At 43.3% G+C, this 17,611-nt stretch carries 15 protein-coding genes; 11 read left to right on the forward strand and 4 right to left on the reverse strand.

The window, feature by feature from the left end:
* The first annotated feature begins 17 nt into the window (after window positions 1-17).
* The 8 genes from hemZ to T494_RS0100750 all read left to right on the forward strand — a co-directional run bounded on the left by hemZ (window position 18) and on the right by T494_RS0100750 (window position 9,627).
* The gene (hemZ, locus tag T494_RS0100715; protein ID WP_028504641.1) at window positions 18-1,475 is read left to right on the forward strand and encodes a coproporphyrinogen dehydrogenase HemZ; all 1,458 of its coding nucleotides are present in this window, start codon (window positions 18-20) and stop codon (window positions 1,473-1,475) included.
* Window positions 1,459-2,817 carry a 23S rRNA (uracil(1939)-C(5))-methyltransferase RlmD gene (gene rlmD / locus T494_RS0100720; protein WP_028504642.1) on the forward strand — a complete coding sequence of 453 codons (1,359 nt, stop codon included), beginning with the start codon at window positions 1,459-1,461 and terminating at the stop codon, window positions 2,815-2,817. The genes hemZ and rlmD overlap by 17 nt, the downstream gene beginning before the upstream one ends.
* Before the next feature lie 37 nt (window positions 2,818-2,854).
* A complete protein-coding gene (locus tag T494_RS0100725; protein WP_028504643.1) occupies window positions 2,855-3,559 on the forward strand; it encodes a DNA alkylation repair protein in 705 nt (234 codons plus the stop codon).
* Complete coding sequence (locus T494_RS0100730; protein WP_028504644.1) at window positions 3,556-4,623, forward strand: metallophosphoesterase; 1,068 nt, start codon at window positions 3,556-3,558, stop codon at window positions 4,621-4,623. The genes T494_RS0100725 and T494_RS0100730 overlap by 4 nt, the downstream gene beginning before the upstream one ends.
* Window positions 4,620-7,169, forward strand: coding sequence for an SMC family ATPase (locus T494_RS0100735; protein ID WP_028504645.1), 2,550 nt, complete (start codon window positions 4,620-4,622; stop codon window positions 7,167-7,169). Before T494_RS0100730 ends, T494_RS0100735 begins: the two co-directional genes overlap by 4 nt.
* A gap of 14 nt (window positions 7,170-7,183) precedes the next feature.
* A complete protein-coding gene (locus T494_RS0100740) occupies window positions 7,184-8,053 on the forward strand; it encodes a hypothetical protein (RefSeq protein ID WP_028504646.1) in 870 nt (289 codons plus the stop codon).
* Between the two features lie 134 nt (window positions 8,054-8,187).
* A complete protein-coding gene (locus T494_RS0100745) occupies window positions 8,188-8,622 on the forward strand; it encodes an NfeD family protein (protein ID WP_028504647.1) in 435 nt (144 codons plus the stop codon).
* Between the two features lie 24 nt (window positions 8,623-8,646).
* Window positions 8,647-9,627: an SPFH domain-containing protein gene (locus tag T494_RS0100750; protein WP_028504648.1), complete on the forward strand. Its 981-nt coding sequence runs from the start codon at window positions 8,647-8,649 to the stop codon at window positions 9,625-9,627.
* Between the two features lie 90 nt (window positions 9,628-9,717).
* On the opposite strand, the gene T494_RS13985 is transcribed toward T494_RS0100750, so the two are convergent.
* The gene (locus T494_RS13985; RefSeq protein WP_197021101.1) at window positions 9,718-9,867 is read right to left on the reverse strand and encodes a hypothetical protein; all 150 of its coding nucleotides are present in this window, start codon (window positions 9,865-9,867) and stop codon (window positions 9,718-9,720) included.
* 100 nt (window positions 9,868-9,967) lie between these two features.
* Window positions 9,968-10,561 (reverse strand): M15 family metallopeptidase, encoded by a 594-nt coding sequence (locus tag T494_RS11830; protein WP_051539811.1) that lies wholly within the window; start codon window positions 10,559-10,561, stop codon window positions 9,968-9,970.
* A 164-nt stretch (window positions 10,562-10,725) separates the two neighbouring features.
* On the opposite strand from T494_RS11830, the gene T494_RS0100770 reads away from it, so the two are divergent.
* The gene (locus tag T494_RS0100770) at window positions 10,726-11,823 is read left to right on the forward strand and encodes a stage II sporulation protein P (protein ID WP_155983992.1); all 1,098 of its coding nucleotides are present in this window, start codon (window positions 10,726-10,728) and stop codon (window positions 11,821-11,823) included.
* Between the two features lie 32 nt (window positions 11,824-11,855).
* On the opposite strand, the gene T494_RS0100775 is transcribed toward T494_RS0100770, so the two are convergent.
* Entirely contained in the window at window positions 11,856-12,908 is a 1,053-nt protein-coding gene (locus tag T494_RS0100775) for a cohesin domain-containing protein (protein WP_155983993.1), read from the reverse strand.
* A gap of 333 nt (window positions 12,909-13,241) precedes the next feature.
* Window positions 13,242-14,066 (reverse strand): polysaccharide deacetylase family protein, encoded by an 825-nt coding sequence (locus T494_RS0100780; RefSeq protein WP_028504651.1) that lies wholly within the window; start codon window positions 14,064-14,066, stop codon window positions 13,242-13,244.
* Window positions 14,067-14,226: 160 nt separating this feature from the next.
* Between T494_RS0100780 and T494_RS0100785 the strand changes: the two genes are divergently transcribed.
* Complete coding sequence (locus T494_RS0100785) at window positions 14,227-16,488, forward strand: methyl-accepting chemotaxis protein (RefSeq protein ID WP_051539813.1); 2,262 nt, start codon at window positions 14,227-14,229, stop codon at window positions 16,486-16,488.
* 25 nt (window positions 16,489-16,513) lie between these two features.
* Window positions 16,514-17,587, forward strand: coding sequence for an ATP-dependent 6-phosphofructokinase (locus tag T494_RS0100790; protein WP_028504653.1), 1,074 nt, complete (start codon window positions 16,514-16,516; stop codon window positions 17,585-17,587).
* The last annotated feature ends 24 nt before the right edge of the window (window positions 17,588-17,611 follow it).

Here is a 17,611-nt window from a genome sequence, read left to right on the forward strand (position 1 = left end):
TACGGACGGAAACAACAATGACTCTATGCTTTAGCGGAAACGATTATAAATACGAGCTTGAGGGCGTAATGAAGCTTTTTATCCCGGCAACGCTGTTTAACATTGTCTATGAGGACAGATTGTCCACCGATGACGATTTTGCGTATGCAAGGGTAAAGCGCTTTGGTAATTATGCCCTTTTGTATGTTATATGCAGATATAACGGCAAAATGGCACATAAGGCAATGAAAGCATCTCTTGATGATGACCATGAGCTTTGCCTTTCCAGACTTCTTTTCAAAGCAATGTCATCCCTTATGGGCATCGTTCCCAAGTGGGGAATAATTACCGGAATCAGACCTGTAAAGCAGGTCAATAAGTACCTCAGCGCAGGAATGGATAAAGACAGCATATACAAGGCAATGCAGACAGATTATCTCTGTTCTGAGGAAAAATGCCATATTGCCCTTAAAACTGCTCTGGTGCAAAAGCCTGTACTGGACAGACTGGGAAACAGGAGCTTCAGCCTCTATGTTTCCATTCCTTTTTGTCCCACAAGGTGTTCTTATTGCTCTTTTGTATCTCAATCTGTGGAGCAGTGCATGGGACTTATCCCTGCATATATCGAAAACCTTTGCAAGGAGATAGAATATACAGCTGAAATAGTGCGAAGACAGGGACTTGTGCTGGACACGATCTATTTCGGCGGTGGCACTCCTACGACCCTTGAAGCACCTGTGCTTGAAAGGCTTATGAAGGTCATCGCAGATAGTTTTGATCTTTCACATCTGCGTGAGTACACCATTGAGGGTGGAAGACCGGATACTATTACCCTTGAAAAACTTATGGCAATAAAGAGATGCGGCTGCACAAGAGTGTCCATAAACCCCCAGACCCTGTCGGATCAGGTCCTTGAAAAAATAGGCAGAAAGCATACGACCAAGCAGTTCTACAAAGCCTTTGACCTTGCACGGCAGGCAGGCTTTGACTGCATAAATACGGATATTATCGCAGGGCTGCCCTCGGATACACCTGACAGCTTTGCCTTTACAGTTGATAAGCTGATCGAAATGGGGGCGGACAATATTACCGTCCATACCCTTTCAATAAAGCGTGCCGCAAGGCTTAACCACCAGCGTGAAGAGGGACTGCTTGAAAATCCTGCGGACCTTATGGTGAACTATGCCACAAAGCGGCTTCTGGAAAGCGGATATGAGCCTTATTATCTTTACCGACAGAAGAATATGCTTGAAAATCTGGAGAATATCGGCTGGACAAAACCCGGAAAGGAAAGTCTGTACAATATTTATATAATGGAGGAAGTGCAGACTATAATTGCCGTTGGGGCTGGGGGCTCGACAAAGCTTGTTGATGCTTATGGCAAACGTCTTGAGCGTGTGTTCAACTATAAATTCCCCCTGGAGTACAACAAGCATTTTCAGCTGATGCTTGATAAGAAAAAAGAAATAGAGGACTTTTATGCTGAAAAAGAATGATGAAGTGACACTTGAAATAACGGGTATGACCAATGAGGGTAACGGGGTAGGTCATTACGAGGGCATAGCTGTTTTTGTTGCCGCAAGTGCTGTGGGCGATGTGATCCGCTGCCGTATTGTCAAGGTCAATAAAAGCTATTGCTACGGGATCATCAATGATATCATCACTCCGTCGCCCTATAGAATACAGGATAGCTGCTCCGTGTCAAAAACCTGCGGAGGCTGTTGCTTCAGGCACTTTTCATACCGGCAGGAGTGTCGTGTCAAGGAACAGTTTATCCGTGATTCTTTTGAGCGTATCGGCAAGCTGGCTCCCCGGTATGATAGCTTTGTTGGATGCGAAAGAACATCACATTACCGTAATAAAGCACAGTACCCGGTCGGCCTGCGTGACGGCAAGGCGGTTTGCGGTTTTTATGCCAAACGCTCCCATAGGATATGTCCTTGGTACGACTGTGAATTGCAGCCTGAGATATTTGAAAAAATCGTTGGATATGTTATGGACTATGTTGAGCGAAACAGCATACCGCCATATGACGAAAGCACAGGAAAAGGTCTGCTGCGGCATATCTACCTGAGACGTGGAGAGCATTCCGGTGAGATAATGCTTTGCCTTGTGCTTACAAGCCTCAGAAATTCAGACTGCTTTGATGATATGATCTTGGGTATAACAAAGCGGTTTAATGATATCAAAAGCGTTGTTTTTAATGAAAACCCGGCAAATACTAATGTAATAATGGGTAAAAAGACAGTTACTGTTTCTGGCTCTGATACAATAAAGGACATCATGTGCTCAAATACAGTAGTTATTTCACCTCAGTCATTTTACCAGGTCAATACTTTGCAGGCTGAAAAACTTTATGACATCGCAAAGGAGTATGCTGCACCTGATAAGGATACCGTCCTTCTTGACCTTTATTGCGGAGCGGGAACTATAGGGCTTTCCATGTTCAAAGAGGTAAAAAAGCTTATCGGGGTGGAAATAATACCACAGGCTATTGAAAATGCAAAGCTGAACGCCCGCCTGAACGGTGCGGATAATGCCGAGTTTATCTGCGGTGATGCAGGTAAGATAGCAAAAATACTGTTTGATCGAGGGGAAAGACCAAACGTTATAATAGCAGACCCGGCGAGAAAGGGCTGTGACAGACAAAGCCTTGAATATATGGCTAAAATGCAGCCTGACAGGATAGTTATGATATCCTGCAATCATGCTACCGCTGCAAGAGACTGTGCGATCCTGGGTGAGCTTGGGTACAAGACAGAGAAAGTAAGGGGCGTAGACCTTTTCCCAAGAACCTCCCATGTGGAGGTAGTCGCATTGATAACTTGGGTTGGGTAAAAATTACAGGATACATGTAAATAATTGAGGTAATAATATGATAGCTTCCGAGATAAGACAGCATCTTTTTGAGCTTGCCGACAATAAATACCGTGACTTTCAGTCATCCCTTACACCTACAGTCAGTTCAAGGGATTTTATCGGCGTGCGTACACCTGCGCTCAGAGCTTATGCAAAAGAACTTGTAAAGCGTGATGATATCGGAGAATTTCTCGCCGATCTTCCGCATAAGTCTTTTGATGAAAACCAGCTCCACGCATTTATAATTTCACTCTATAAGGATTTTGACAGCTGTATTGCAAAGGTAGAGGCCTTTCTTCCTTATGTTGACAACTGGGCGACCTGTGACCAGATGAGTCCCAAGGTGTTTGCAAAGCATAAAAAAGAGCTTTTGAAGCATATAAAGCTTTGGCTTGACAGTGATAAAACATATACCGTTCGCTTTGGTATAAAAATGCTTATGGAGCATTTCCTTGATGTGGATTTTGACCTGAAATATCCAAAGGCAGTTGCTGAGATACGCTCAGACGAGTATTACATAAAAATGATGCAGGCGTGGTATTTTGCAACCGCCCTCGCAAAGCAGTATGGATCGGTGATCGGGTTTATCAGGGATAAAAAGCTTGATGATTGGACACATAACAAAGCGATACAGAAATCTGTTGAGAGCTACCGCATAAACGATGAGCAAAAGCAGTACCTCAGAACATTAAAAATAAAAGGTAAGGTGAAAGATCGTTGAAGATAATACACTGTGCCGATATCCACTTAGGTTCAAAATTAGCTTCTAAGTTTCCGAAGAATATAAGTGCTGAGCGCAAAAGAGAAGTTCTTGATACATTTTCCAGAATGGTCGACTACGCCAAAAAGAACGACGTAAAAGTCATTATGCTCAGCGGAGATGTCTTTGATAAGGACAAGCCTGCAAAAAAGGATAAGACCTTTTTTTACAGTGCAATAAAGAATAATCCCGATATTGACTTTTTGTACCTCAACGGTAATCACGACAAAGAAGGTTCTTATACCGACAATAATATACCAAACCTTAAAACTTTCGGCAAGGATGATTTTACCTCCTATGCCTATGGTGATATTGTAATCACGGGAATAGAAATGAATGAAGATAACGCCCGGGCTTATTATTCAAAGCTTATGCTTGATGGTACAAAGACCAATATCCTTATGCTTCACGGCGACGTTTCCGACTCTGTGGGCATGGATAAGGTGAAAATAAGTGAACTGCGTGACAAGGGGATAGATTACCTTGCCCTTGGTCATATCCATTCCTATAAAACAGGTAAGATAGATGATAGGGGCGTGTGGGCATTTTCCGGCTGCCTTGAGGGCAGAGGCTTTGATGAATGCGGTAAAAAAGGATTTGTGCTTGTAGATGCTGCGGATAAATTGTCCTTCAGCTTTGTACCCTTTGCAAAACGCACAATTCAGGAAATAAACGTTGATATTTCCTCCGCCGCAGACCTTTACGAGACACAGCAGCTTGTCCGTAACGAAGTTGATACTATCAGCAGGGACGATATTCTCAACATAATCCTTAAAGGCGATGTTCCCATTGATGCCATAATTGATGAAAAGGATATTGAAAATTCTCTTTCGGACTTTTATTTTGCCCACGTGAAAAATAAAACAAGCGTAAAGATAAATGCCTCCGACTATGTCAATGACCGTTCTCTTATCGGAGAGTTCATAAGGTCGGTTTTGGCTAATGGGGATTATAATGACAGTGAAAAGAAAGACATTATTACCGTGGGTCTAAGACTTCTCAGCGGCAAGGGGGTGGACAGATGAAACTATTGTCTGCACATATTGTCAATTACGGTAAGCTGTCAAATGTGTCAATCAGCTTTAAAGACGGAATGAATACCTTCTGTGAGGATAACGGTTACGGTAAGTCCACTCTGGTGTCTTTTATCAAAGCGATGTTTTATGGGCTTGCAGGGTATAAATCCACTTCCGGCTTTGTTGAAAGAAAGCACTTTTACCCATTCGGCGGCGGTACCTTCGGCGGTAACATAGAGTTTGAATTTGACGGTAAGAATTATAGGATCGAGCGTACTTTTGGCGAAAAAAGCACCACAAACGATAAACTTACTGTTTACTGCGGATCAAACCCAACTGATGATCTCGGCGAGGTCCCCGGTGTCAGAGTGTTCGGGATAAACTGTGAAAGCTTTGAAAGGCTTTTATGCATAAACGCCGATAAGATCTCCATATCTTCAAGCAGTGACATGAATAAAAAACTTAATAATTACATACAGGATGTCAATGAGGATTTTGACATCGACAATGTCCTTGAAGAGATCAAAAAAACCACCAAAGACCAAAAAGGTGAGATCAAAACACTTGAATCAACCATTAAGAAACTGAATAGCGATATAAGCAATCTTGAACACGAAAAAGCAGCCCTTGATGATAAATATGTTGTTTTGAATAATGCTAAAACAGAGCTTGATAAAGCAAGTGCTGATTATCTCAAAGCCTCCTCTGCTGCAGCCTTAGTGGCAAAGTGGCAGGACCTTGACAGCAGATCAGCCCAGTGTGAAGAGCTTGAAAAGAGTATAAAAGATATCCAAAGCTCGTATAAAAAAGGCGTTCCGGAATTGGAATCCGCATTGAAAATAAAGAATGCCTGGGAAGAAAAAAAGAGCAAGGAAAATCTGCTGAAAAACAGCGATGTTTCCCCTGATGAACTCTCGCAATACCATGCTTTGAAAGCAAAATACAAAAACGGATTTCCCTCCCGGGAGGAACTTGACAGTATCCGCAGCATGATAGACCGGCTGCAAGGCACAAAGCAAAAATATGCGCAGCTTGAAAATGCTGCCCCCGATCCTGATGAGGCAAGACTTGAGGAGCATTTTAATTCACACCCTGTGGACGATGAGTATATACATTCCCTTGAAGCGCAAAAACAGCAGCTTGATGCCCTCGACCAACAACTCAAAGGTATAAACAAGACGGTTATCATAAGGAGTTCAGAACCTGTCAGACCCCAGGTCAATAATAAGCTCCCTGCGGCGCTCCTTGTATTGGCACTGGTTCTGATACTTTCCGGAGTGGGAGTGCTTTTCGTAAGCCTGCCTGTGGGTATAATTCTTGTTGTTATCGGCATCCTTCTTATGATAGGAGATATGTTCATATATCTCAACAGCAAAAATAAGCATTATTATGCACGTGAGGACGAGCCCGAGGAAAGGGATAATCCCGAGTTCATTGAAAAAAGTGCCCTGGCGAAGGAGCTGCGAAGCGAAATGCTTAATGAGCTTGCTTTTTACCGCTATAAGGATAAGGACCCTGTGGAGCTGCTTTATGATCTGAAAGCCGATGCAAATCGGTATAAAGCGATTCTTGAAAAGAAAAACAGAGATAGATCGCAGCTTGAGCGCATAAAGCAGGAGGCAAAAGAAACTGTTGAAAAGCTTGACGCTGCGTTTGCAAAATACAGCATAAGTACCGACGATCATGCCGGGGAGCTTGATAAGCTGAAAAATGATATTACAAGCTTCAATATGCTTGAAAAGCGTATAACTCAGAGCAAGAACGAAAGCAGTAAGCTTGCCGAGTCGGTCCGGGAAAAGGACGAGCAGATAGTTAAATTCTACGACGAGAATAGTATACCCGACCAGCTTGGGATCGAGGATGTTATTAAGGATATCCGTGAAGTGCAGCGGCTTAGCGCAGAGTATAAGAAAAAGACCGAAGAGATCAATAAATTCAAAGCCGATAATAAGCTTTCCCAGCGTCCCGAAATGATTGAGTACGATCTTGAGGTACTTAAAGCCGAAGAGAACCGCAGAGTCAGAGAGTACCAGAAGATAGACGAGGAAGTTGATAAGCTTGAAAGCAGTGTTTCTGTCCTTGATGATAAGAAAAACAGCCTTGAAGAGTCAGTCGAAAGGCTTTCTGAGGTGAAAGCAAAAATCAAATTGCTCAATAGCGTAAAAGCTGAGATAGTTAATGCCGACCAAAAGCTGAAAGATCGCTATATCGCCCCTGTAAAGGATAAGTTCAGCGACTATGCAAAGCTTATCAGTACCGCCGTAGGCGATAATATCACAATGGATAAGGACTTCCGTATCTATTATGACAGGCAGGGAGCGCTGCGCAGCTATGAGCATCTTTCAGACGGCAATTTGACTGTGTGCGCTCTTTGTTTCCGACTTGCTATCATGGACAATATGTTTGATAATGAACTGCCGTTTATTATAATGGACGATCCATTTGTCCACCTTGACGAAAAGAATTTTGCTGCAACGGCAAAGCTCTTAAAAACTCTTTCTGCAAATAAACAGATCATATATTTCTGCTGTCATGAAAGCAGGAATATTAAATAAAGGAGGGACGGTTGATGATCAATGATGATTCGGGCAGAGAATTCGGAGCAATGGACTTAGCCGCAATGCTCAACGGCAGTTTGAAAGATTCGCAAGCCTGCGGACAGAAACATGAATTTCATTACAGCCAGGCTCCTAAGACGATAGAGTCTGATGAGCTTTTGTCTTTTTCCTTTTTAAATCGTGTAATAACCGCATCGTGCAAACTTGAAGATGACGGGCTCCACGTTTTTGCATCGGGCGGAAACAGCGATAGAAGAGATGGAACAAGATTTCAGCTGAAATATTGCTCCTGCACCAATTTTTTACTTGAAAAGCTTAACAGAATAATTAAACAGTATGACCTTGCAAGAAATAACGGATACAGCTGCCACGTTGACGGCTTGCCCGAGGGCTGCGGAGACAGCATTTTGGCGGAATATAAAAGCGGAGAAAAATTGCATATGTATTCAAATCAGACTCCGACTGTAAGCTTTGATGCTTCCGATGCGATATACGAAGCATTCCACGAAGATGCTTTGAAAAACGGTTTTGATTTCAATACATCCGGTTCAAATGTGCAGCTATATGATGATGCCAATGTGCAGTATTTGCAGGGCAAGTGGAAAGGCAAGCATTTCGGCAGCGAGATAATTGCCGTTTTCACAGGCTGCACCGTAAAGATCTTTGTGGACGGAAAAATGACCGATAATACCGAATATACTATATTTGAAGGCAAAGTTAGGACCAATAAGCTTAAACAAGGCAAAACTAAAGCCGAGTCAGACTATGATTATGAGGAGTTTGAGGGATGTTCGTGTTTTGCTAAGAAGAATAGCTTTACGTTGACAGCTTACTTTATGAAACAATCATACTCCACTTGTGACCTGCTCAAACAGCAATAGCAGAAAATTACAATTCGTAACCAATGTGATAAAATGATAAAATATTATCCCATCTATTGAAATTTATGCAATAATGTGATACAATTATATGCACAGGCGGAAAGCTTGTTTAAATGAATAGGGGGGTAAAAAGAATGACAGCAACTGCTATGATTTTGTTCTGGGCTGTAGCGTTCGTGTTTTTTCTGATCTGTGAAGTGGCTACCTGCTCGGCATTGGTTTCAGTCTGGTTTGCGCTCGGCGCACTGATCGCAATGTTCTTTGCTATAGCAAAGGTAAGCTTTCTTGTCCAGTGCATTGTTTTTGTTGCGTCATCGGCGATACTTGTTGCTTTGACCAGACCACTTGTGAAAAAGCTTCAGGGTAAAAAGGTCGCAACAAACTATGAGCTTGATGAAGGTATGACAGCGGCGGTCATCGAGGATATCGATAATTCCGCAAACAAAGGCAGAGTCCGTCTCAGCGGCACCGATTGGGCTGCAAGGAGCGAGAATGGTCAGCCAATCCCCGCAGGTCATGCGGTCATAGTTGTCAAAGTTGACGGTTCAAAGCTGATCGTCAGAGAATAAAATTTATTTTGGGAGGATATTCTAATGGAAGGAATTTATATTCTTTTAGGGGTGCTTGCAGTTATACTTCTGCTTATCGTTTGCAATATAAGAGTAGTACCGCAGGCTTATGTTTATGTAGTTGAGCGTTTCGGCGCATTCCACGCTGCCTGGGGAACAGGTCTTCACTGGAAATTCCCGCTTATCGAAAAGGTTGCAAAGCGTGTTTCCATCAAGGAACAGGTGGTTGATTTCCAGCCACAGTCGGTTATCACAAAAGATAACGTAACAATGCAGATAGACACGGTGGTATTTTTCCAGATAACAAATGCAATGCAGTTTACATACGGCGTTGAAAGACCTATATCCGCTATCGAGAACCTTACCGCTACAACACTGCGTAATATCGTCGGAGACCTTGACCTTGAAGCAACGCTTACATCAAGAGACATTATCAATACCAGAATAACTGCTATCCTTGACGAAGCAACCGACAGATGGGGTATCAAAGTACAGAGAGTTGAGCTTAAGAACATTCTCCCTCCAAGAGAAATCCAGGATGCCATGGAGCGTCAGATGAAGGCTGACCGTGAAAGACGTGAAAAGGTCATCCAGGCTGAGGCTGAGAAAAAGTCCCAGATCCTTGTTGCAGAGGGTGAAAAGGAGTCCAAGATCCTGCGTGCACAGGCTGATAAAGAAGCAAAGATCCTTTCCGCAGAGGCTGATAAGCAGTCACTTATCTTGCAGGCTGACGCTATCAGAGAGCAGAAGATCCGTGAGGCAGAGGGTGAAGCGCAAGCTATCAATATGGTACAGCAGGCAGTTGCCGACAGTATCATAAAGCTCAATGAAGCTAATCCAAACGAGCAGGTTATCCAGCTCAAGAGCCTTGAAGCATTCGGCAAAGCAGCCGACGGCAGAGCAACCAAGATCATTATCCCAAGCGAGATCCAGGGCCTTGCCGGTCTGGCAACAGGCATCAAGGAAGTTGTGGGCAGCAATAACGCTCCCCAGATCAAGCAGTAATTAAAAATATCAGCACCGCCTTGTGCGGTGCTTTTTTTGCATAAAAATAACCGATGCCCCTTGTTGAAGCACCGGTTTTGTTATTATGTTTCAGATACCGCATTCCTCGTAATCTTTCCACTTCTCATAGTGAGCCTTCTCCTCACAATATCTGTAAACAAGAAGCGCCGTGGAAGCGATAACCAGTATAAGAGCACCCATAAGTGCCCAGAATGACTTTCTCTGTGAATACTTCTGCATCTTTGCTCATCCTTTCTGTTTGACTATGTGCATATTATACTACCAATCAGGTGCAATGTCAATCGTAATGTTCTATTTTTGTAATGCCTGCACAGTTTTTTTACTCCCGATTTGTGACGAATAAATATTTATCCTGGTAAAAATCCAGAAATTCCTCAAGGCATATACCACTTTTCTTGATAATGCTTGCACTTTCGCTGCCTACATACCTGTAATGCCATGGCTCAAATGCTATACCTGTAATATGTTCCTTTAAACGTGGATATCGCAGGATAAACCCGTATCGGTGAGCGTTGCGTTCAAGCCATACAGACTGACTGCTGCAAGCGAATCCATAGCCTACATCCTTCTCGCCTTTTTGAGCAAAGTCTACCGCAAGCCCCGTCTCATGCTCGCTGCAGTGGGGAAGTGCAAGGGTCTCACCTGTCTTTTTTACAGCCTGGCGGTAATCAAGTCCGTTTGCCATTTCCTTTGATATTTCCCGCTCCCAGAGCAGCTGCTGATAGTCTGCCGAGCGAAATCCCGATATGACCTGTATATCTATACCGCCTGCTTGTGCGTCTTGAAGCATTTTTTCCAGGGACAGTGCAGTTTGTTTTTCCAGGTATACTCCTCTTACCTTTGCAAGCTTTATCCTCTTTTCAAATCCTTCTTCCAGCGGCTCAAACCTGTTGACGATCATAAGATAATCCATATACTCACCCTATAAAAATATATGCTGAAAACTTAGCCCATGACACATAAAATTATATTTCAGCGCATATATATTGTTATAGGAGATGAATCGTGATGAGAATTAAACGGACATGCTTTTCTGCAGCCTGCGTGGTGGCTTTATGCTTTATAACACCATTGGGTATGGATTTTTATAATTCCCACAGACAGGGGATAAATAAGCTTGCGGCACTTTCCGCTGTTCTGGCAACTGGAGAATACAGCAAAAGCCCAACAATAACCGGTGATAAAGAAGATAAAGACAGCGGCGAAGACAAAATACTTCCGCCCGAAACCGAGCAGCTTGCCATTGACAGCACAAATATCCTAAGAATAATGGAGCAGAACAAATCACCCGAACAACCAAAATCCCACCGTGTTCTTACCGAGCAGCCCTCAGCCGAAAGTCTGGCAATGGTGAAATATCCCGAAAGTCTGGAACGTCATGACGGTGTGATACAAAACTATACATACCCCGCTTATAAGGGAACACAGTATATAGATCTGCCCGGGGGAGGGCAAGTAAGAAACTGTACCGAGCGCTCAAACGACGTGCTTAAACAGCAGCTTTCCAAAGATCTGCCCTTTAAGATAGATGCCTCCTCCGACCAACCCCAGGTGCTTATCTATCATACCCACACGACCGAGAGTTATGAGCCTTATGCACGGGATTTTTATGATAATACCTTCTCAAGTAAAACCACCGAAATGGACAAAAATGTTGTAAGCGTGGGAGACAGGATATGCCAGCAGCTTGACGAAGCAGGGATAACCTATGTGCATGATACGCTTGTTCATGACCATCCGGATTATAACGGTGCCTACGATTCAAGCCGTAAAACAGTCAAGGAGATATTGAAAAAATATCCCTCGATAAAGGTCTGTCTTGATATACACCGTGACGGGATACAGCGTGCCGACGGCACAAGAATAGCACCTGTCACCGAAATAAACGGAAAACAGGCAGCACAGATAATGATTATCTCAGGCTGCGACGACGGTACAATGGGAATGCCGAATTGTCTTGAAAACTTTATCTTTGCCTCAAAACTCCAATCTCAGATAGAAAGCGACTATAAGACTCTGACCCGCCCTGTGCTTTTTGATTACCGTCATTATAATCAGGATCTCACCACAGGCTCCCTGCTTATCGAAATGGGCAGCCATGGCAACTCCATTGAGCAGGCTCAGTATTCAGGAGAACTTGTTGGCAAATCTCTCGTAAAGCTTCTTAAAGGATAGAAAAAAGGTGCAGCATCATATTGTCTGCACCTTTATTTCTTTTTGGATCTGTTCTTTTCGTTTGTGTTTGTGACCTTTATCCGACTGCGTTTTTTGCGGCTTTTTTCTTCTTTGTCCTCTTTTTTATCCTTTTTACGGGATATCCTGCTGTGGATCCAGATGACCACAATTATCAATGCTACCACCAGAACTATCAGAGCTATGTAAAGTGCAGGCATAAGCTTTTCCTTTAATGAGTCCTTTTGTTCCGCCTTTGGAACTGCCTCGTTCTTTGAACCGGTATCTGTTTTATTGTCCTGAGAAACAGCCCCCGTCTGTGCCACAGCCTGAGTTTGCTCTGTATTCTTTTCAAGCCTTAGTATGTTTATCCTGTACACAGTTTCTACGTTGTTAATGTCCGTAACTGTGATCGTCCTGACATTATTGCCAACAACACATTCCGGATTGCCCGTGTACCATATCCTGTCGGTCTGACTTGCTGTTTTACCCTCGACCTCTACCTTGTCTACTTCATATGGAACAGTTACACTGTATTCGTGGATACTGTACATAAAAGGAGGGATAAGCGTTCCCTTGTCTATTTTCAGATCAACCAGCACTCCCTGAGAGGGGACGTTGCTTTGAGTTGTCGTATCATGCTGATTTTGGGTGACTTGGTTTTGTTGTGATATCTCAAAGCTTGCATATGTGCTTCCCAGGTCGCTTTCAACGCCCTGAGTATTTGTAGCGTAACAGTTTACTACGTTTATTACTGCTGTGCCGGAGGACGAAGCAGTGAAATCCAGTGAAAGCTCTGCCGCAGTGTTTTCACCTGCCGTGTGGTTGATGTTGATTATTCCGTTGCTTCCGCTTGCACTGTCACCGCTTTGGAAATCAAGCAGGGAAGCGTCGTATGAAATAACAGCTGAGACCTTTCCCAATGCTTCCTGAGAGGAGATCCTGACTTTTACGGTAAGTTCATCGCCGGTTTTTACGTCTTTTTCAGGTGCAAAGAGCGACAGCTCGAAACCGCCCTCAGCCCATAGATGCGCCGGGAAAAGTATTGATAATATAATGCAAAGCGGTATGCAAACAGCTTTTTTCAACTTTCCCAGCTCCTTTTTGTGATTTATTACTATATTATATACTATTTTCGCCAAAAGGTCAAATAAACAGTCAAAATATCACCTTGTGAGTCATAAATAATAAAATATTTACATTTTACAAACAGTTTTTACTATCTTTTCTCCGAATAATGTTTTATACTGATATTTGTAGAAGGGTGGCTCCAGTAGGGGCTGCTTTTTTTTGCTCAAGTATTGATTTTTTTGCTCCGAAAGGGGCAGCTTTTGCTTATAAACGCCTATATAAGCATAAAAATAACCGGCACCTGCTCACGGCAAGTGTCGGTTTTGATTTTTGTAGCTATTTGCGGCAGCTTATTTTATTATGTCCTCAATTTCATCATCTTTGTTCCTTTTTATGCATTTCATATATCTGCGCTGAGATCTGTTTTTACCGTAAAGTTCTATTGATCCTTCCTGTGTACCCACAGCACCGAGAAAGTCGGAATGACCTAAGATCCTGATGAGAGAATCATTTTCGCAACCCTGTGCAAAGGTGAATATAACAGGCTCAAATCCACAGTTTTCGATGAAAAGCTGCTGCATATCGTATATGTCCCTTATCATTCTGCTGCGATAGCTGTCAAAGTCCTCTCCCTCCCTTTGAATGGCTGATTTGTCCTGCAAAAGGGAAAACCCGCCGTTTGCAAATTCAAAGCAATCCTTTTGGTTAAGATCGGTAATTTCGCTCCAGCGCAGATATTTTTCACCTGTATCCGCACTGTTTGACGAGTATTCTGTTTGTTTGCCATATACGCATACCGTTGCCTTGAAGCAGTATTGCTCGATTATTTCTCCTACCTTACCGCTGCACCCGGCACTGTACCCGTCGATAAGCAGAGCAACTGATTTTTTGGGCAGCTCTCCGCCGTCCTTCAAAGCTTTTGCTATATCAGATACAAAAACAGGGGTGTAACCCATGTTTGTGAGATATCGCACATCCTGCTCAAAGCTTTCCACAGATACTGTGCCATCTCCCTGGTCAATACTGTTGTAGCGCAGTATTACCACGCTTTGAGCACTTGTTGTGCCTTGTGCGCTCACGTCTGACCGCAGCAACACCATAGTGCAGATATATACAGCTATTACGGCAAATATCTTTAGTAAATTGCTGATTTTTAAGTGTTTGTGAATGTTCATATCAATTCTCCGTTTCATTTGTTAAAACTTATGATGAACAAACAAATTTAATTACAAAAAATATTCTCCATTCTCTTGCATTTTTTGTGCAAATGTGATACAATAAATAAAATAATGGCTGAATAATTTGTTAATTTCAAAAATATAGGGGTGATGGTCAGTGTTTGGACTTTCTAACACTTTAAAAATCGTTATTATCATAGCGGTTCTGCTGTTTGCAGCCTTGGCTTTTTATTTCTCATTCAGAGGCAGCAAATTCCTTAAATCTCTGAAATCAAAGCTCACCGTTGCGGTGGTCGTGGTGGCTGTTGTATTGATAACAGGACTGAGCCTTATTTCGGTAAGCTTTGTTAAGAAATCGTCTATTGAGACTCTTGCCAATACCATAAAGCCGATAGCTGAAAGTACGGCAGGTAATTTCGACCAGACTGTAAACAGGCTTGGCGAAAGTCTTTCTGAATCCATACATAAAAGCTCTGACGGCAAAACTGTTGAAGAGGTCGTTTCTTCGCTTAAAACCAACTTCCCGACCATAGTCAAAGAGCGATTCAACGTTGCTGTATCCGATTATTGCAGCTATTACGTCTTTGACTCCACCGGAAAAATACTCAGCCATTCCGGAGACGTTTCACTTGATATAAACAGCATCGTTACCTCAAGTGATGTTTCCGAGGCAATAACTGTGGGAAGACCGGTCATAACAAAATGCGTCAATTCCGAAAATCTGTCATCGTTTGCTTTGCTGTCTGCATTCAACGATCCCAAGGATCCTTCAAAAAAAGTGGTAATGGGTGTTGCGCTCAACGGCTATGCTCTTTCGTCTATTCTGGAAAAGAACTCATTGAGCAAAATGGGCGAGTTGTATATCGTTGACTCCGACGGTAAGATCATAATTCATCCTACTTCGTCTTCCTCTATGTTCAAGTATGAAAATCCTATTGAAAAAGCAAAGGATAATAAGGATTACAAGGATGTTGCCTCAGCATTTGAAAATGTCAATGAGTCCGATGACGGCTATGTGACTTTCAAATATGACGGCAAGGAATATGTTGGAGGCTATTTTAAAGTATCTACCTTTAACGCCAAGATCCTTATGCTCACCGATTCATCCGAGTACACAAAGACCGCTATGGTGGCTCTGGAAAGCATATTCTTTGTGGGGATCGTGCTTTTGTGTGTTGTTATGATCTGTGCATCTCTTTTTGCCCGCCGAATTTCAAAGCCGATCGTTTCCGCCACAGACAGGATCAGAGGACTTGCACAGGGCAACCTGACCGATCCTGTGGATGTCTGGTATTCAAACGACGAGCTTGGCGTGCTTTCTAACTCCCTTGATGAAACGGTACTTAGTCTGAGACAGTATATCAACATAATTACAGTTGCACTTACAAAGATCTCTGAAGGCGATCTTTGTCATAAAATGGAAGGCACCTTCAAGGGCGATTTCTATAAGATAAAGAGCACGTTCAACGAGATACTCAGCGCATTGTCCGATACCTTTGCAGCTATAAATATGTCTGCCGAGCAGGTCAACTCCGGTGCAACTCAGGTATCCGATTCCGCACAGGCGCTTTCACAAGGCTCAACACAACAGGCATCTGCTATTGAAGAGCTTTCTGCAACCCTTACTGACGTTTCCAAGCAGACTCAGCAAAACTCGATGGACGCTAAGAACGCCTATAATATCGTTATGGATAATACCGAAGCTATCAATAACTGCAATGACGATATGACCCATATGCTCAAGGCTATGAATGAGATCAGCGATGCATCTGCCGAGATCGCAAAGATAATCAAGGTCATCGACGAGATCTCCTTCCAGACCAATATCCTTGCTCTGAACGCCGCTGTTGAGGCTGCAAGAGAAGGTTCAAAGGGATTTGGAGTGGTTGCTGACGAAGTAAGACGTCTTGCATCACGTTCAGCCGAAGCTGCCAAGCAGACTGCTCAGCTTATTGAAAACTCAACTATTGCCGTTAATAAGGGTTCTAAGATCGCAGAGGATACAGCTAAATCCTTGGAACAGATAGTTCACAGATCCGAGGAGATAACCACCCTTATGAGAAATATCACCGAGGCTTCCGAGGCACAGGCTGATGCTATCGTGCAGATAGATACGGGCGTAGATCAGATCTCTGCAGTTGTTTCCAAGAATACATCTACCGCAGTGGGATTTGCCTCTGCAAGTGAGGAACTTTCCAGCCAGTCGCTAATACTGAAGAATATGATCGCTCGTTTCAGACTTTCTGAGGACGACGCAGAGCCGGCACCGGCACCTGTAAAGAAAAATATAGATCCGTTTGATCTGCTCGATGCACAGGAAGGCTCCGCTTCCGAACCTTCTGTGGAAAAGCATACAGAGCTGACTCAGGAAGATATGGAAATACTGGGATTTACCAGCGATGAAGACGACAAGTACTAAAATCCAATAGACGGAGGTTTTATATATGAAACGAAGAATAGGTATCCTTACCAGCGGCGGTGACTGTCCGGGACTTAACGCCACTATCAGAGGCGTTGCCAAGGCTTGCTATGAGCGATTTGGAAACGATGTTGAAATAGTAGGTATCGAAGACGGATATTTCGGACTTATAAACAATATGTGCCGTGAAATGAACCAGTCTGATTTTTCAGGAATACTTACCACAGGCGGAACGATCTTCGGAACGAAAAGAACGCCTTTTAAGAAAATGCAGGTGGTTGAGGACGATAACGTTGACAAAGTTAAGGCAATGAAGAATACATATAAAAAACAAAAGCTTGATTGTCTGCTTACCCTTGGCGGAAACGGCACCCATAAGACCGCCAATCTGCTTTCAGAGGAAGGTCTGAACGTTATAGGTCTGCCGAAGACCATTGATAACGATATCTGGGGTACAAGCGTTACATTTGGTTTCCATACCGCCGTAAATACCGCAACAGATGTTATCGACAGACTCCACTCCACAGCGAACTCCCACGGAAGAATACTTGTCTGCGAGATAATGGGTAATAAGGCAGGCTGGCTTACCCTTTATGCCGGTATCGCAGGCGGTGCGGATATGATCGTTATCCCGGAGATACCCTATGATATCGAGAAGCTTGCCGAAGCCTGTGAGAAGCGTAAGGATAAGAGATTTGCTATTCTTGCTGTGGCTGAGGGTGCATACGATATCAAGGAAGCAAAGATGAAGAAGAAGGAAAGGGCAGCTTACAGAGCTGAAAACGGGATCACTACCGCAACAAGCAGGATCGCCAAGCAGATCGAAGAGATGATAGGCAACGAGGCGAGAGTCTGCGTTCCCGGTCATATGCTCAGAGGCGGCAGCCCATCGGCTTATGACAGAGTCCTTGCAACTAAGTTCGGTGTCCATGCAGCAAAGCTTATTTCTAAAGAGAAATATGGCTATGCAGTTGCAATGATAAAGGATAATGTCAGCGAGAATCCGCTTTCTGAGGTTGCCGGAAAGACTAAGTTTGTCCCACAGGATGACCAGCTTGTAAAAACTGCAAGAGATATAGGAATTTCCTTTGGTGATTGATATTACATACCGGTGCTCATTTCT

It is taken from the genome of Ruminococcus sp. FC2018 (assembly GCF_000621805.1).
In the GTDB taxonomy this organism is placed as follows: domain Bacteria; phylum Bacillota; class Clostridia; order Oscillospirales; family Ruminococcaceae; genus Hominimerdicola.

Bases quoted from the DNA above. Each gene is read 5' to 3' on its own strand.
- hemZ (WP_028504641.1), top strand. From the start codon at position 18: ATGACTCTATGCTTTAGCGGAAACGATTATAAATACGAGCTTGAGGGC.
- rlmD (WP_028504642.1), top strand. From the start codon at position 1,459: ATGCTGAAAAAGAATGATGAAGTGACACTTGAAATAACGGGTATGACC.
- T494_RS0100725 (WP_028504643.1), top strand. From the start codon at position 2,855: ATGATAGCTTCCGAGATAAGACAGCATCTTTTTGAGCTTGCCGACAAT.
- T494_RS0100735 (WP_028504645.1), top strand. From the start codon at position 4,620: ATGAAACTATTGTCTGCACATATTGTCAATTACGGTAAGCTGTCAAAT.
- T494_RS0100740 (WP_028504646.1), top strand. From the start codon at position 7,184: ATGATCAATGATGATTCGGGCAGAGAATTCGGAGCAATGGACTTAGCC.
- T494_RS0100745 (WP_028504647.1), top strand. From the start codon at position 8,188: ATGACAGCAACTGCTATGATTTTGTTCTGGGCTGTAGCGTTCGTGTTT.
- T494_RS0100750 (WP_028504648.1), top strand. From the start codon at position 8,647: ATGGAAGGAATTTATATTCTTTTAGGGGTGCTTGCAGTTATACTTCTG.
- T494_RS13985 (WP_197021101.1), bottom strand. From the start codon at position 9,867: ATGCAGAAGTATTCACAGAGAAAGTCATTCTGGGCACTTATGGGTGCT.
- T494_RS11830 (WP_051539811.1), bottom strand. From the start codon at position 10,561: ATGGATTATCTTATGATCGTCAACAGGTTTGAGCCGCTGGAAGAAGGA.
- T494_RS0100770 (WP_155983992.1), top strand. From the start codon at position 10,726: ATGGATTTTTATAATTCCCACAGACAGGGGATAAATAAGCTTGCGGCA.
- T494_RS0100780 (WP_028504651.1), bottom strand. From the start codon at position 14,066: ATGAACATTCACAAACACTTAAAAATCAGCAATTTACTAAAGATATTT.
- T494_RS0100790 (WP_028504653.1), top strand. From the start codon at position 16,514: ATGAAACGAAGAATAGGTATCCTTACCAGCGGCGGTGACTGTCCGGGA.